The 15,941-nt window shown below is 36.6% G+C and carries 13 protein-coding genes; 12 read left to right on the top strand and 1 reads right to left on the bottom strand.

Annotated features, from left to right (window positions below; translation table 11 throughout):
• Positions 1–7: 7 nt before the first annotated feature.
• The 11 genes from MKX65_RS11670 (at position 8) to MKX65_RS11620 (ending at position 14,218) form a co-directional block, all read left to right on the top strand.
• Positions 8–862 carry an ABC transporter permease subunit gene (locus MKX65_RS11670; protein ID WP_160547803.1) on the top strand — a complete coding sequence of 285 codons (855 nt, stop codon included), beginning with the start codon at positions 8–10 and terminating at the stop codon, positions 860–862.
• Positions 863–1,837: an ABC transporter permease subunit gene (locus MKX65_RS11665; protein ID WP_160547802.1), complete on the top strand. Its 975-nt coding sequence runs from the start codon at positions 863–865 to the stop codon at positions 1,835–1,837.
• On the top strand, positions 1,824–2,573 hold the full coding sequence (locus MKX65_RS11660; RefSeq protein WP_160547811.1) for an ATP-binding cassette domain-containing protein: 750 nt from the start codon (positions 1,824–1,826) through the stop codon (positions 2,571–2,573). The genes MKX65_RS11665 and MKX65_RS11660 overlap by 14 nt, the downstream gene beginning before the upstream one ends.
• A 2-nt stretch (positions 2,574–2,575) precedes the next feature.
• A complete protein-coding gene (locus tag MKX65_RS11655; RefSeq protein WP_160547801.1) occupies positions 2,576–3,280 on the top strand; it encodes an ATP-binding cassette domain-containing protein in 705 nt (234 codons plus the stop codon).
• 12 nt (positions 3,281–3,292) lie between these two features.
• Complete coding sequence (locus MKX65_RS11650) at positions 3,293–4,534, top strand: ABC transporter substrate-binding protein (protein WP_160547800.1); 1,242 nt, start codon at positions 3,293–3,295, stop codon at positions 4,532–4,534.
• Positions 4,535–4,620: 86 nt separating this feature from the next.
• Complete coding sequence (locus tag MKX65_RS11645; RefSeq protein ID WP_340903722.1) at positions 4,621–5,847, top strand: benzoate/H(+) symporter BenE family transporter; 1,227 nt, start codon at positions 4,621–4,623, stop codon at positions 5,845–5,847.
• Positions 5,848–5,856: 9 nt separating this feature from the next.
• Positions 5,857–7,107, top strand: coding sequence for an MFS transporter (locus tag MKX65_RS11640; RefSeq protein ID WP_160547799.1), 1,251 nt, complete (start codon positions 5,857–5,859; stop codon positions 7,105–7,107).
• Between the two features lie 155 nt (positions 7,108–7,262).
• Positions 7,263–8,699 carry a malic enzyme-like NAD(P)-binding protein gene (locus MKX65_RS11635; RefSeq protein WP_160547798.1) on the top strand — a complete coding sequence of 479 codons (1,437 nt, stop codon included), beginning with the start codon at positions 7,263–7,265 and terminating at the stop codon, positions 8,697–8,699.
• A gap of 57 nt (positions 8,700–8,756) precedes the next feature.
• Positions 8,757–9,659, top strand: coding sequence for a hydroxymethylglutaryl-CoA lyase (locus MKX65_RS11630; RefSeq protein WP_160547797.1), 903 nt, complete (start codon positions 8,757–8,759; stop codon positions 9,657–9,659).
• Positions 9,660–9,670: 11 nt separating this feature from the next.
• Positions 9,671–10,873, top strand: coding sequence for a CoA transferase (locus MKX65_RS11625; protein WP_160547796.1), 1,203 nt, complete (start codon positions 9,671–9,673; stop codon positions 10,871–10,873).
• Positions 10,874–11,542: 669 nt separating this feature from the next.
• Complete coding sequence (locus MKX65_RS11620) at positions 11,543–14,218, top strand: sensor domain-containing protein (RefSeq protein ID WP_340903721.1); 2,676 nt, start codon at positions 11,543–11,545, stop codon at positions 14,216–14,218.
• Between the two features lie 59 nt (positions 14,219–14,277).
• Here the strand turns inward: MKX65_RS11620 and MKX65_RS27080 are convergent, their stop codons facing one another.
• Positions 14,278–14,514, bottom strand: a complete 237-nt coding sequence (locus MKX65_RS27080; RefSeq protein WP_377057965.1) for a DUF3231 family protein — start codon at positions 14,512–14,514, stop codon at positions 14,278–14,280.
• A 195-nt stretch (positions 14,515–14,709) separates the two neighbouring features.
• Here MKX65_RS27080 and MKX65_RS11615 point away from each other — a divergent pair, with 195 nt between their 5' ends.
• A complete protein-coding gene (locus tag MKX65_RS11615; protein ID WP_340903719.1) occupies positions 14,710–15,930 on the top strand; it encodes an ABC transporter substrate-binding protein in 1,221 nt (406 codons plus the stop codon).
• Positions 15,931–15,941: the final 11 nt, after the last annotated feature.

The raw sequence follows: 15,941 nt of genomic DNA, 5'->3' as shown, positions 1-15,941 counted from the left end.
CTGAAGGATGGATTATGTAGTCTATGGCATTATTACAGGCTGTATTCTAATCATTGCGTCAATTGGGTTTTCGATGGTGTGGAAAACGGAAAACTTTCTAAATATCGCCCATGGCCAATTGTTGTTAATTGGAGCTTATACAGCATATCTTTTCAAGGTTGTATTAAACTTTCCATTCGCATTAGCTATGATTTGTTCGGTCATTGCAACTGCGGTCTTGGGACTATTATTAGCAAAGGTATTCTATTTCCCAGTTCGAAAAAGTGGAATACTTGTGTTGTTGTTTACTAGTATTGGTCTTTCATGGGTCATTTACGGGGTGATACAAGCAATTGTTGGACCTGAAATACGGACCTTTGGACTGGAAACGAGTAATATGATTAGTCTGGTAGGGACACAAATTATGTCCTATCAAGAATTATTTATAATCGTACTATCACTAATATGTGTCGGGTTACTTCACTTTATTTTAACGAAAACAAAAAACGGCAAAGGATTCCGAGCGATGGCTGAAAATCGTGATCTGGCACAAATCAGGGGGATTAACTCTAGAAAACTATCAGACTATGTTTGGTTAATTTCATCCGGATTAGCAGGGTTAGCCGGTATTCTTTTAGCGATGACTGGGACCTTAAACATGGAATTAGGGTGGCAGCAAATACTTATTATCATGTCTGTCGTTATCGTTGGGGGAATAGGAAATATTTATGGCACGATGCTTGCAGCATTGATTATTGGGTTGAGTATGGACTTAAGCACGATTGTAATTCCTACTTCATATAGAACGGCAATTGCGTTTGTTATAGTCATTCTTGTTCTATTAATTCGTCCTCAGGGTCTATCGAAAGGAGGTACGACATAGATGGATATTCTTTTATTTCTATCTGGTTTGATTGCTCTTGGAGGAATATATGCGATGCTGGCCATTTCACTAAACGTAAATGGTGGATTGCTTGGACTATGGGATCTAGGTGTCGTTGGTTATTTTGCAGTAGGCGCTTACGCATATACCCTGCTTACTTCTCATGATCTAGGACTTGGACTTCCTATGATAGTAGGTGTGATCGGTTCGGCAATTATTACCGGATTGTTCAGTTTACTTATTGGTTATACCTCGCTTAGGTTGCAAAATGAGTATTTATTAATTACAACTTTTGCTTTTGCGGAAATTATTCGGATTATTGCCATAAACGAAGAATGGCTTACGAACGGAAATATCGGAATTTTCGGACTAGAAAGACCATTTGAGAACTTTTTACCAGGTACAACATATATGATCTTTTTTGCAGGATTAGTTCTTGCGGTTATGGGAATTTATTATCTATTTGCTCAGAAGCTCGCTCATTCTCCGATGGGAAGATATATGAGAGCCATTCGTGAAAACGAGCAAGTGACCCAATCTATTGGAAAAAAGGTATTTGCTACGAAACTAAAGATATTTGTCTTAAGTAGCTGCATGGTTGGAATCGCCGGCTGTTTCTATGTTTGGTATATGTCCATAATTGCACCAAATATGTTTACCTCTGCCATTACATTTACGGTTTGGACTGCACTGGTACTAGGTGGAATTGGAAATAACCGAGGTGCAGTGGTTGGTGCATTCGTTCTTATCCTAGTACAGGAAGCGACACGTTTTGTTCCAGTACCAACAGAATACAGTGTACTACTTGCAGGGCTACGTCAATTCGTGTCAGGTATGATGCTGATTTTAGTATTAAGATTCTTACCTCAGGGGTTAGTTGCTGAGAAATTCAAATCGGTAGAAAAGCTTTTTTATTTTCAACAAAATTCAATAATTACTGAGCAGAAGGGAGGTAGGAGAAATGCTGCAAGTTAAAAATTTAAGCAAAAATTTTGGTGGGATTCAGGCAGTGAAGAATGTCAATCTTGAAGTAAATCAAGGTGAGATTGTCGGATTAATTGGACCAAATGGAGCTGGAAAAACCACCTTGTTCAATATGATTAGTCTGTTTTTAACATCAAATTCAGGAGAGATCTCTTTTTTGAATGAAAAAATTGACCACTATACTGCTGAAGATGTCGTTAGTAAGGGTTTGTTAAGGACTTTTCAAACTCCTGTCGGTTTTCCAAAGCTTAGTTTACTCGAGAATTTGATGGTGGTTCCACCACATGATGGTGATGGGATATTTCAAGCTTTTTATAAAGGGAAGATGATCGCTAAGCAAGAAAAGGAGAATTACGAAAAAGTATGTACTTTACTAAAGCAATTTAATTTATACGAAAAAAGGAATGAATTAGCTGAAAATTTAAGTGCAGCTGAACTTAAGTTATTAGAACTGTGCAGACAGTTAATGGCAAACCCGAAGATTTTACTACTTGATGAACCTGCTTCTGGTGTAAACCCACTAATGCTCGATAAAATGGTCGATCACATATTACGTCTACGCAAAGAAGGAATGACATTCCTAGTGATTGACCACAACTTAGGATTTATCTATAGGATATGTGACCGAATTTATTGCTTAGCAAATGGAGAGTTGATTGCCTCAGGTAGTCCAGAGGAAATATCAAATAACGAACAAGTTAAATCTGTGTACTTAGGAGTGAGCTAATAATGAGTTTCTTAGAAATAAAAGATGTGATATCTGGTTATGGGAAAATTCCTATATTACATGAAGCGAGCCTAGAGATACAGGAAGGGGAAATGGTTGCAATTATCGGTTCAAACGGTGCCGGGAAAACGACGTTGATGCATACCATTGCTGGGTTTCTTCCACTAATGAATGGGTCAATTTCATTCCAGGGAGTCCGAATCGACAATAAGTCAGCTAGTGAGATTGCGAGAATGGGTTTGGGATATGTTCCCCAGCGAAAAAATGTGTTTGCAGAAATGTCTGTTCTTGAAAATCTGCAAATGGGGGCATATACCTTAAGAAATCCGAAAGACAAAATAAATGAAATGCTGGATTTATTTCCTCGTTTGAAAGAAAGAATTGGACAGAAGGCCGGTACGTTAAGTGGTGGAGAAAGGCAAATGCTTGCGTTAGCTAGTGCACTAATTGTAAATCCAAAACTTTTGCTATTGGATGAGCCGATTACAGGGTTAGCCCCACAAATTATCAAGGGACTTATCGAGATGATTGTACAAATTTGTAATAGTGGTACAACGGTAGTCTGGGTGGTTGAGGAAAATCCAAAGGAGGTACTTAAGCATGCGGACCGAGTGTATTTAATGGACTCTGGATTGATTAAAATGGAGCGAACTGGAAAAGAGTTTTTAGAAAAAGAAAACCTAGAAGAATTATTCTTAGGACATTAGGGGGGAAATCAAATGAAAAAATTCAAAGTAGCTTCGCTTTCAATCTGTGCCACCTTAGCTATTATGACTGGATGTTCTAGTTCAACAGGAGGGGATTCAGGCTCGAGTGGAGGAGAAGAAATAAATGTAGGATTCCTTTCCGGATTAACCGGTTGGTTAGGTGCTTTTACAAAGGAAAATATTAATGCTTTCGTTTTGGCTAAGGAAGAAATAAATGAGGCTGGCGGAATTCTTGATGGGAAGAAAATTAAAACGGTAGACGTGGACACAGCTTCAACGGTTGAAGGAGCTATAAAAGGATATCAAAAGCTAGTAAATGCAGATAAAGCTGTTGTGGCGATTGGGCCTGAAACAGAGTCGATGCTAGCTTTATTGAAGGAAGCTCCAAAATCTAAGGTGCCAATTATGTCTGCCTTTGCAGGATCGACAGAGCTAGATGAAGTTGGTGGTAATTATGCATTCCGTACTGCGGCATCTGATTCCACAATTGGTGAAGTGAGAGCACAGGTATTAATTGATGCAGGAATTAAAGAAATAGCGGTAATGGTAGGAAATTATGAAGGAGCTCAAAGTGATGTTGAGAAGTTCCGCGAAATGTTTGAAAGCCTTGGTGGAACAGTTCTAGAAGAGGTTACCTTTAACCCAGGACAAAACACGTACAATGGGGAATTAAAAAATATTGCAAATGCAAACCCGAAAGTAGTTTATTACTCTGGCGGGATTGATACTGCTCCAACCATTTTTAAATCAGCTAAACAAAGAGGCTATGAATGGGATTGGTATGTAACACCAGACGTGGCTGTACAGGAGTTCATTGATGTAATTGGGCAGGATGTTGCTGAGGGCATCAAAACCATTATACCAATGGAGGATGAAAACAATGAAGCATTTAAACGTTTCAACGAAAGCTATGAAGCAAGATTCAATGCTAAACCTTCTAGTGGGTATTACAACGCAAACACGTATGATCTGTTAATTGCTTCTGCTTTAGCAATGGAAGCAGCAGGTGAAGCGAGTGGAGAGGCTATTAATGAGAAAATCCGTGAAGTTACAAATCCTCCTGGGAAAGAAGTATCAACTTTTGAGGATGGAATTAAAGAGTTAAGAGCTGGAAATGACATAAACTATCAAGGTGCATCAGGACCTATTGATTTTGATGATCATGGTAATGTTATAGCAAGCTACGCCCTAATGGAGGTTATTTCAGGAGAATTTAAACAAGTGGAGTTCTACACAGCCGATTACCTTAAATAATTTAATAAATAATGATGGTTAAAAAAGGGGCGAAAGTTGCCTCTTTTTCCTATTGTTGAATGTTGGTTGTTTAAGGAGGAATAAAGTTGAGAAATACAGAGCTCAAACCGTTACATGTATCTACGAAAGGTAAGCTATCCAAAATGATTAATTCAAACAACCTATCATCAGGAATTGTTTCTGGCTTACTGGCAGCAACAGGTCCTCCTGTCATAATCTTGCAAGCAGCCGCAAACGGGAACTTTTCAAATGAGCAAACCATACTTTGGATGTTCTCTGTCTATTTTTTCGGTGGATTATTTAGTATTATTTTACCCATTTACTACAGGATGCCAATTGTGGGTGCACACTCTATTACAGGAGTTGCCTTTTTAGCAACAATGACAGGACAATTCTCTTATCAGCAACTTGTTGGAAGCTACCTTATTTCTAGTTTAATTATCCTTTTAGTCGGACTACTGGGCTTATTTTCTAAACTTATGAAATATGTTCCAAAAGAAATAATCTCGGCAATGATGGCGGGGATTATAACGAGTTATGTTGTGAGATTGATTGTGTCTGTACAAAACCTTCCGCTAATTGGGGGAGTGGCATTACTAGTTTTCCTTCTTTTTTCTAAATGGAAATGGAGAATACCACCTGTTATTGCAGCTGTGTTTGCTGCGTTTATCATGCTATTAGTAACAAATGGTATTGGAAGTGCAGGAGCTAGTATGCCGTTTGTCATACCAACGATACAACTACCTGAATTCAGTTGGTTAAGTATATTAGCTATTTCTGTTCCACTTTCGTTATTAATATTAAGTAATGATGCAGCTCCTGGTATTGGAGCATTAGGACAAAACAATTACCACCCGCCGATTAATCGAATTATCACGGTAAGCGGTATCTTTTCACTAATCACAAATTTCTTTGGTGGTCAGTCGGCTAATGTTGCCGGTATGATGTCAGCTATTTGTAGTGGCAAAGACTCAGGTCCAAGAGAAAAAAGATATGTCGGAGCCGTTCTATCAGGGGTGTTACTTATGTGTTTTGGAATATTTGCTTGGCTAATTGTTCCGTTTATTCAATCTTTACCAAAAGATTTTGTATCACTTCTAGCTGGATTGGCTTTGTTTGGTGTTTTAGGAACGAGCTTAAACCTTAGCTTCTCCCAACCGAAAATGGTGTTGAGTGTCACCTTTACCTTTGTAATAGCTTTATCGAATATAACCATTTTCTATATCAGTTCTCCTGTCTGGGCTTTGGCAGGAGGAGCGCTAATTGCTAATTTCATAGAAAGGAAGCAAGAACTACAGGTAAAGGAGGGATAATAGACACAAATGGAAAAGACTACGGTTATTTATCCAAAAAAACAGGGTAAATTCAATTATGGCTATATTATTGTTGCTTTATCTTTTCTTGCATTATTTGCAGCGATGGGAATCCGAGGGTCATTTGGTACCTACACGACACCGTGGGAACAGACTTTCTCCGTAAATCGTTTTATGGTAAGTGTTGTTTCATTTATTAGTCTATTTATATATGGATTTAGCATGATGCTTGCAGGAAGATTAGTAGATAGGATTGGTCCTAGAAAGGTTTTATCCTATAGCATGGTATTTTTGAGTATTTGTTTATTGGGTTCCTACTATGTAACGGAACTGTGGCATATGATCATTTTATACGGATTCATAGGTTCGATAGGATTTGGGCTTGCTTCATACATTACTGTCTCAGTGGCTATTGTCAAATGGTTTAAGGAGAAGAAGGGGTTAATGATTAGTATAGTAGTAGTCGGTATGGCTGCTGGTCCAATGATTTATACCCCGTTAAATATCGTTCTTATCGATAAAATTGGCTGGAAGCTTTTATTTGTATTATACGGAGGTATATATGCATGTGTCCTACTCCCACTATATTTATTGTTTTTTAAAGACCAGCCAAATTTGGAAGGGAAGTTTCTGAGTAAAGGGACGGTAGATGAAAAAATAGATAAAAGTCTAAAGCCAGCTGTTTTCGCTATTTTTCGCTATCCCGTCACATGGATGCTTATTCTCGCCAATTTTATTTGCGGATTTACAGATATAGGATTGATTCACTCTCATCTAGTACCTTTTGGAGAGAGTAGAGAGTATTCACGCTCATTTATTGCCAATGCAATGCTCCTATATGGATTATTTAATATTCTCGGGACAATTGCCATCGGATATGTGACCGATATATTTAGTAATAAACGATTGCTAATCATCTTATTTGGCATTCGAATAACCGCACTTTTGGTTTTAATTATATTAAATGAACCAATTTGGTTATTAATATTTGCCTTGCTTTATGGTTTAACAGATATTTCTACTATTACACCATTTACAATGCTTTGTACGAACATTTTTGGCGTAAATAATATGGGTGCTTCAGTTGGGGTTATTGGGTTATTTCATCAATTAGGGGCAGCTGTTGGAGCATTAATTCCCGGGTATTTATTTAGCCAATCCAATAGTTACTTATCTACCCTATGGATTTGTACCGTGATATTAATAGTATGCTCATTCCTAGTTTTGAGGGTTAATGACAAGAAGATGATCACCTTATGATTTAGGCTGGTTTCCATACCTTCATGTATCTTTTATGCATGATCATTATTAGCCTTCTGTCCTTTAGCCAATTTATGTGCACAATGAATAAAAAACGGAAAAACCTACAAATTTATGTGGTGTAGTAAAGCTTTTTCAGAGTAAGGGAGAAATTTATGTCAACAGTAAATAATTCTAATATGAATATTGTAATTAGGATCCAGATTGATAAAATGCTAATTACATTTAGTGATATTGCGAAGGAAATAGGTGAGATGGGTGGCGATATAGTTGGGATTGATGTTATCTCTTCAAGTAAAACGCATACAATTCGAGACATTACAATTAATGTAAATGACCAAAAGCATTCACATCTAATGACAGAAAAAATGAAAGATTTAGAGGGTGTTCATGTTGTTTCTGTATCAGACCGAACCTTCCTTCTTCATATTGGTGGGAAAATTGAAGTGCAATCAAAGAACCCTATTAAGAACCGTGATGACCTATCACGAGTATATACACCTGGTGTTGCGAAGGTTTGTACAGCTATTTCAGAAGAACCAAGTAAGGCTTTTTCGCTTACCATTAAAAGAAATACAGTTGCAGTCGTTTCAGATGGAACAGCTGTCCTTGGACTAGGAGATATTGGTCCCTTAGCTGCAATGCCAGTAATGGAAGGAAAAGCAATGCTATTTAAGCAAATGGGTGAGGTTGATGCCTTTCCGATTTGCCTAGATACAAAGGATACCGAAGAAATTATTCAAATTGTAAAATCAATTGCACCAGCGTTTGGTGGCATTAATTTAGAAGACATCTCTTCACCTAGATGCTTTGAGATTGAAAAAAGACTAAAGGAAGAGCTTGATATTCCTGTTTTTCATGATGACCAGCATGGAACCGCTGTCGTGATTCTAGCAGGACTTATTAATGCCTTGAAGCTTACAGAGAAAAAGCTAAGTGAGATTAAGGTAGTTTTGACTGGGATTGGTGCGGCAGGAACAGCATGTGCCAAAATCCTGCTAGGCGCAGGAGTGAAAAATATCATTGGTGTCGATATCAATGGAGCGATCCATCGGAGAGAAAAATATCGTAACCCGAGCTGGACAGAATTTGCGAAGCTTACAAACCCTGACAATGAAACAGGAAGCCTATCCGATGTTATTGAAGGGGCTGATGTATTTATCGGTGTTTCTGCACCAGGGCTATTGACTGTTGAGCATTTAAAGAAAATGGCGCGTGACCCAATTGTGTTTGCGATGGCTAATCCAGATCCAGAAATTGATCCAGAATTAGCAGAGCCGTATGTAAGAGTGATGGCAACAGGACGTTCTGATTATCCTAATCAAATTAATAATGTGCTTTGTTTCCCTGGAATTTTTAGAGGAGCACTTGACTGCCGTGCACGCATCATTAATGAAGAAATGAAAATCGCTGCAGCACAGGCGATTGCAAGTGTTGTAACAGATGATGAACTAAATGAATCCTATATTATCCCAAGTGTGTTTAATAAAAAGGTTGTGGAAAGAGTGAGAGAAGCTGTAATAAAAGCAGCATACAAAACGGAAGTGGCGAGAAAGGATCCTTTAATAATTGATAGTCGCTTGTCTAAGTAAACATTGTATCCATTCAGTGAATTGGTACAAATTTAGGGGGGGAGCGGGAAATAAAAGATGAAACTACCTGAAAATATAAAGATTATTGAAATTGGACCAAGGGATGGTTTACAAAATGAAGCTACTTTTCTTGAAACGAAAAATAAAATCGAGCTTATTAAGCAGTTAGTAGAGTGTGGATTTAAAGAAATTGAAGCTACATCCTTCGTACATCCGCGTGCAATTCCTAATCTTGCGGATGCAGAAGAGGTTATCGATGGGATTCGGGAACAATCTGCAACATTTTTCGCACTCGTGCCAAATGAAAAAGGATATGAAAGGGCAATAAAAATCGGGATACATGGGATTACATTTGTCCTTTCAGCAACTGATTCACATAGTAAAAAGAATTTGAACCGTAGCACGAAGGATTCTATAAAAGAACTTTCCTCATTGGTAGAGCATTGCCAAAAAGATAATAGATTATATAGAGCTTCAGTCTCAACCGTTTTTGGATGCCCATTTGAGGGTCAGACCGAATTCGGTCGTATAGCAGGAATTGTTGAGAGTCTAGCTAAGATTGGATTCAAAAGGGTCGGGTTATGCGATACGATTGGTGTTGCAAACCCGTCTCAAGTGTATCAATGGATGACAAAATTAACGAATGAATTCAAACAACTAGAGTTTGAGCTACACTTTCATGATACCTATGGTCGAGGATTAGCCAATGTTTTGGCTGGAATTCAAGCTGGTGTATTTTCCTTCGATAGTAGTATAGGAGGATTAGGTGGATGTCCATATGCACCTGGAGCAACTGGAAATATATCAACAGAGGATGTAGTAGATTTACTTGAGGAGATGAAAATCAATACAGGTATTGATAAAAGGAAGCTACTGAATACATCTCATACACTAGAGGGTTTTATTCATAAACAATTGAATAGTCAGATTTGGAAAGTGAATAAATCAAAATGTCTGTAAAGGGGGATTGTATGGCAAATCAAAAGCTTCCTTTAGAAGGAGTTAAAGTACTTGAGATGGGCTCATTGATTGCTGGTCCATTCTGTACAAGAATTTTAGCAGAGTTTGGCGCGGATGTCATTAAAATTGAATTACCTAAGCAAGGAGACCAAATCAGAAAATGGCGGGTTATGCATAATGATACTTCATTATGGTGGTATATCCAATCTCGAAACAAAAAGTCTCTAGCAATTGATTGTCGAACTGAAGATGGACATGAGGTGATAAAAAAAATACTAATGGAATGTGATATTTTAGTGGAAAATTTCCGGCCAGGAACTCTGGCGAAGTGGGGATTAGATCAACAGATACTAGAGGAAATTAATCCGCAATTAATTACATGTCACATTTCAGGATATGGCCAAACAGGTCCATATAAAGATAGAGCAGGTTATGGAGCAATAGGAGAGGCTATGGGAGGACTACGATATTTAACAGGATACCCTGAATTACCTCCTACACGGGTTGGGATAAGCATAGGAGATTCGGTGGCATCATTATACTCTGTCATTGGAATATTAATGGCTCTTTATCACCGTGATGTCAATAAGGGAGAAGCTCAAGAAATTGATGTTGCTTTATACGAATCTATTTTTAGTTTGATGGAAAGTATGATTCCAGACTATGACTTTGCAGGAGTTAAAAGGGATCGAACAGGCTCAACCCTTCCAGGAATTGTTCCATCAAATATTTATAAAACAAAGGATGCTGATTCATATGTAGTTATCGCCGCCAATGGGGATAATGTTTTTCAAAGATTACTTAGAGTGATAGATAAAGAAGATTTGGTTGGCGATGAAAGGTTTATTACAAATGACAAGCGTGTACTTTATGCTGATTTAATTGATTCCATGATCCAAGGTTGGTCTTCTACTCTACCTTTACAAGAGTGTGTAGACATATTAAATAAGAATGGAATTCCAGCAGGCCCAATTTATAGTGTGGAGGAAATGATGACAGATCCTCAATATATAGAGAGAGAGATGATATTAGATGCTAGGCATCCAGATTTAGGTACAATAAAAGTTCCAGGAATTGTTCCCAAGCTAACAAAAACACCAGGCCAGGTGAAGTGGTTAGGTCCAAAACTAGGAGAGAATAATGAACAGATCTTAAAAGAAATAGGGCTTACCGACGCACAAATAATACAACTTTATCAAAAAGGTGTCATTTGAAAAGGGATGGCGCAGTAAAGTGTAACTATTATCTGTAATCTATAAATAGGAATATTTAGTGATTAGGATAGATATAACAGGGATATACTTAATCCTGCCAGGCGGGAATATTCGTGAAATTTTAGTTAATTTAGAAGACGGAACTCACAAATGTTGTTCATTCAATGCTTGTGAGTTTTTTGTGTTTTACAAGCAAATACTTGTAAAAGTGATTCTATTTTCATGAAGTTTTAAACTCTATTAGACTTTGTGGATTGATATGCAGCTTCAAAAAAATTTCTCGAAGGTTCCACCATGATGAAATTTAGTTACTTATAATTTTAAGGAATTCGCTCCAATTCATTTTCTGTATCATTTCTCTTCTGACCATCTCTATTTCCTGCAAAAAGAATAGTCGCTAAAAAATAGAAAAAACCAGGTCATTATCCCTAGTTTTCATATTTATTATCCAATCTTTCCATCAATGTCAGATGTATCTACTAAATAATGTATGGAAAAAATGATCCCTTAAACCCAAGGATATTAAACTTTAATAAGGAAGAAAAATGGTTGTGTATTTTTTCACCAACATAAGATAAAATATAATTTTATTTAGTTATTAGTAAAATACACCTACGATAACAATCAAAAGAGATTTTAGTAAATGAAATTAATTTAGAAGGTGTTTTCATGCGTTGGTTCGCTAAATATCCATACCCAGTCTTATTTATATACGTTCTTATTTTGTTACTAACTACTTTTTTCGACCACTTAATCATTCATTACCTATACGAGGTTCTTAATATTCCTTCTTGGTCAGTTAAACTTTTTTTGATGGTTATCTTTACAATTCCGTTTTATATCTTTTTAGAGTCTGTAAAGAAACAACAGTTAAAGAATTTTACTTACCAGATGGAAATTGAAAAGTACAAACTAACACTAGAAAATTCGACCATAGCTGCTTTTATCTATAAAGATAATGCTTTTCTTTACGTGAGTCCTGCTTTTGCTGAATTATTCGGTTATACACGAAAAGAAATCTATGAAAAACCAATAACCAGGTATGATTTATTGACTGAGGAATACCACGAAATGATATCTACAAATGTAAAAGATAGACTTGATGGAAAGAAGGTAAGTAGTAAATATCAAGTGAAAGCCAAAAGAAAGGATGGTATGGAGCTTTACGTAGACCTTTATCCTTCTTTACAATCCTTTAATGGGCAAAATGTAATTGTCGGAAGTGCGGTAAACGTGACAGAAAAGCGTCAAATCCAGAATGAATTGGAGAAAAGTGAAAAAGTGTTATCACAAGCCCAAAAGATTGCAGGCATTCTCTACTGGGAATTTGACAATGTGAACAATAAGTTAACTTGGAGTCCCCAGACGTACAAACTCTTCGGGTTGTCTCCAAACATCAAACCTACGTTTGAATATTTATTGTCCAAAGTTCATGATGAGGATCGGTGTATTTTAATCAATAGTAGAGAAAAGGAATTGACAGGGGAAAACGTTACGAATATCTACCGTATTATATTAGATGATGGAAGTATAAGAACATTACATTCAATCTCTCAATGCCTTCTCGATGATAATGGACGACCCATTCAAACCATTGGAACGATGCAAGATATTACAGATCGTCTTGTAGAAGAAAATAAACTAGTACTAACCGAAAATCGCTATAAATCTTTGTTTGATCACAACTTAGATAGTGTGTTCTCACTAGATCTTGAAGGAAATATCATCACTGTTAACGAAATGGCCATTCGAACATTTGGGTATTCAAGGGAAGAAATGAGTCAACAATACCCTCTTGATTTAATTGCGCCTGAATTTAGAAATGAGGCAGAACAATTATTTGTACAAGTTCTGTCAGGTAAACCACAACGAATACAGATTCAAGCATTTCATAAAGAAGGTCGTAGGGTTGACCTGGATGTCACGGTCATGCCTATCACCGTCAAATCAATCGTCACTGGAGTATTTTGCATCGCAAAAGATGTTACTAAACAAAAAGAACATTTAAAAACCATTGAGCAACTGGCCTATAAGGACCATTTAACAGGATTACCAAACCGTAGAAAATTATTAGAACTTATGCATAGTCATATGAAAGAAGCTAAAAACCATGGGTTTATGATGGCGATCTTGTATATTGACTTAGATCGACTAAAAATCATTAATGACAATTTAGGTCATGAATTTGGTGATGCGATGATCATCGAAGCGGGAAAAAGAATATTAAGCTGTATAAGAAAGGAAGATACACTGGCCCGTGTTGGGGGAGACGAATTTGTCCTGATTATCCCGAATATCAGCGAGTTTGATATTGCCATTGATATAGCTCAAAGAATTTTAGAAGCATTTAAACCCGGTTTTTATCTCGAAGAAAAATTATTTCGTACGACAGCAAGTATGGGAATTAGTGTTTATCCTGCTCACGGAGAAGATATTAACGAATTACTTCATAAAGCCGATAAGGCTATGTACCTTGTTAAAACAGGGAAAAAGAACAATTACAAAGTTTTTGAAAATTCCATTCAAGAGCAAGAAGAGCGAAAATTTCTTATTCAAAATAGCATAGAATCATCTTTATCAAATGGAGATTTTTTTCTTGTGTACCAACCGAGAATAGATGTAAAAACAGGAATAACATCAACCTTTGAACCATTGCTAAGGTGGAGACATCCTAGTTTGGGTTTGATTTGCCCAGACGAATTTATTCCTTTGGCTGAAGAAACCGGAGACATTGTTCTCATTGGTGAATGGGTACTAAATGAATCTTTGCAGACCCTTAAGCACCTCCATTTAATTGGGAATACAGATATTCGAGTCTCCGTTAACGTCTCAGTAAAACAATTGTATCAATCGACTATAGACCAATCCATTAAGACAATGTTACAACGTTACAAACTTCCTCCACAAGCATTGGAACTAGAATTAACAGAAAGTATTTTGATTAGTGATGAACAAAGAATACTTGATATACTAAAGAATTTGAAAAGCTTGGGTGTTCAATTGTCCATTGACGATTTTGGAACAGGAAATTCATCGATTACTTATCTAAAAAAATTGAATATGGATGTTATTAAAATTGATCGTTCTTTCGTGACTGGCGTGCCCAAAGCAAAAGAAAACGCAGCCATTACCTCAGCAATGATTAATTTAATACATGATCTGGGTATGAAAGTTGTTTGTGAAGGAATTGAGACAGAAGAAGAACTTCAATATATTATTGACAAAGGCTCGGATGAAATCCAAGGATTTTATGTTTCATACCCACTAGTAAAAAAAGACCTCTTTCAATACCTGCAGAGAGAAGCTATTAATGGACCAAAAATACAGTATCAATCCAAAAACTAGTTGGAAATAGAAAATAGACAAATTGATTGAACCTTTTCCTGGTGGCGAGCTAATGTTAGCTAAAAAGGAATCAGAAAAGATACAATGGCAGGCTTTTTTTCGAAAGTGGAAGTCTTCAAGATAATAACCGCCCCCCTTATTGTCAGATATAAATCTATCAATAAGGGGGGCAGTTTCATTATTTTTGTACCATCGTTAGCATACTGCATTATTTCTGCTATTAACCTCGTATATTGACCAACCAGATCTTTTCTAAGGATCAACCCCATTGCAACCCCATCACCCCCGACGTTCATTCCATTAAAATTCATTTTCTTTTCATTTGTCGTAAATACGAAGAAAGTAATTAAGATTTTTCTATAGTATTTTTAGATGGTCAAATTGGATAGAATGAATTGAATGAAAATAAAAGATTGCTAAGCAAAATAGTGAGATTTATAGTATATATAAAGATTAACAAAGTATTAGTTAGATATTATTTAGGAGGGTATATGAAGCGATTACTTTCTATTCTTATCATACTCTTGTTAGCCGGTTGTACAGGAAATGAAATAGATCAATCTCTCCAAAAAAAAGATAAGATTGAACTTGAATTTTTTTCACCGAAACCTGAGACAGAAGTGATCTTTAATGAACTTATTCAAGAGTTTGAAAAACAGCATCCTAACGTTACGATAAAGCAGGTCATTGTACCTGAGCCGATGACCGTGTTAAAGGCAAGAATTGCGAGAGGTGATATTCCAGATCTATTTATTACCTATCCGATCGAACAAGATTATAAAGTAAGAGCTGAAAAAGGATATTTGCTTGATTTATCAAATGAACCCTTCATTAAAAATATCCAACCCACTATCCAAAATCGTTATCTTATAAACGGAAAGATGTACGGTGCTGCCTTAACGCAAAATGCTGTAGGAGTTCTATATAATAAGGATCATTTCGAAGAATTACATTTATCGGTTCCTAACAGTTGGAATTCGTTTGTGCAAGTTTTGGAAGATTTAAAGTCTAATGGAAAAACACCTTTACTCATGCCAAACAAAGATACAAACCAGGCGAGTATTTTTAATCTAAATCTAGTAGCCAATGAATTCGAGACGAGCTATTGGGAAAAGAATGAGTTTTCCATTGTATCTGATCCAAGGTGGAGGGAAATATCAGAAAAAACCCTAACTGTGCTTTCATATGTGCAGCCCAATTCTTTTGAAGACAGCTATTATGAGGTAAATAATAAATTTGCGCATGGTGAAGGATCCATGTACATTATGGGAACTTGGGCGTTAAAGATGATCGAAAAGTCAAATCCTTATTTAAATTATGGGATTTTTCCGTTTCCTGCATCGAATCAAAAGGATCATCATGTGTTGGGAGGAGTGGATATTGGATTTGCCATTTCAGCTGATACGCAACATCCTAAAGTAGCGAAATCGTTTTTAGCGTTTTTAATAAAAAAGGAAAACGCTCAAAGGATATCCGATTTTGAAGGTTCGATCAGTGCGGTTATAGGAGTCACAAACACCCATCAAGAAAGTCATTTAATAAGAGAAAAAATTGCAAATGGGCAAATAGTAAATTGGCCAAATCATTACTGGGCAGGTGGAACAGCTGCAGAATCTGATTTTCGAAAATATACAGCACAGTTTTACTATGATCACAATATGGATGTTTATCTTAAGAATCTACAAGAGATGTTTAACCGTTATTCTAATTAAAAGAATTAGGT

It is taken from the genome of Robertmurraya sp. FSL R5-0851 (assembly GCF_038002965.1).
In the GTDB taxonomy this organism is placed as follows: domain Bacteria; phylum Bacillota; class Bacilli; order Bacillales; family Cytobacillaceae; genus Robertmurraya_A; species Robertmurraya_A beringensis.
The sequence above is the reverse complement of the archived record's forward strand: the minus strand, read 5'-3'. Positions and strand labels throughout refer to the sequence as shown.

Excerpts from the sequence above, each read along its gene's own strand:
- MKX65_RS11665 (WP_160547802.1), top strand. The coding sequence starts at position 863 with ATGGATATTCTTTTATTTCTATCTGGTTTGATTGCTCTTGGAGGAATA.
- MKX65_RS11655 (WP_160547801.1), top strand. The coding sequence starts at position 2,576 with ATGAGTTTCTTAGAAATAAAAGATGTGATATCTGGTTATGGGAAAATT.
- MKX65_RS11615 (WP_340903719.1), top strand. The coding sequence starts at position 14,710 with ATGAAGCGATTACTTTCTATTCTTATCATACTCTTGTTAGCCGGTTGT.
- MKX65_RS11650 (WP_160547800.1), top strand. The coding sequence starts at position 3,293 with ATGAAAAAATTCAAAGTAGCTTCGCTTTCAATCTGTGCCACCTTAGCT.
- MKX65_RS11640 (WP_160547799.1), top strand. The coding sequence starts at position 5,857 with ATGGAAAAGACTACGGTTATTTATCCAAAAAAACAGGGTAAATTCAAT.
- MKX65_RS11635 (WP_160547798.1), top strand. The coding sequence starts at position 7,263 with ATGTCAACAGTAAATAATTCTAATATGAATATTGTAATTAGGATCCAG.
- MKX65_RS11660 (WP_160547811.1), top strand. The coding sequence starts at position 1,824 with ATGCTGCAAGTTAAAAATTTAAGCAAAAATTTTGGTGGGATTCAGGCA.
- MKX65_RS11625 (WP_160547796.1), top strand. The coding sequence starts at position 9,671 with ATGGCAAATCAAAAGCTTCCTTTAGAAGGAGTTAAAGTACTTGAGATG.
- MKX65_RS11620 (WP_340903721.1), top strand. The coding sequence starts at position 11,543 with ATGCGTTGGTTCGCTAAATATCCATACCCAGTCTTATTTATATACGTT.
- MKX65_RS11630 (WP_160547797.1), top strand. The coding sequence starts at position 8,757 with ATGAAACTACCTGAAAATATAAAGATTATTGAAATTGGACCAAGGGAT.
- MKX65_RS11670 (WP_160547803.1), top strand. The coding sequence starts at position 8 with ATGGATTATGTAGTCTATGGCATTATTACAGGCTGTATTCTAATCATT.
- MKX65_RS27080 (WP_377057965.1), bottom strand. The coding sequence starts at position 14,514 with ATGAACGTCGGGGGTGATGGGGTTGCAATGGGGTTGATCCTTAGAAAA.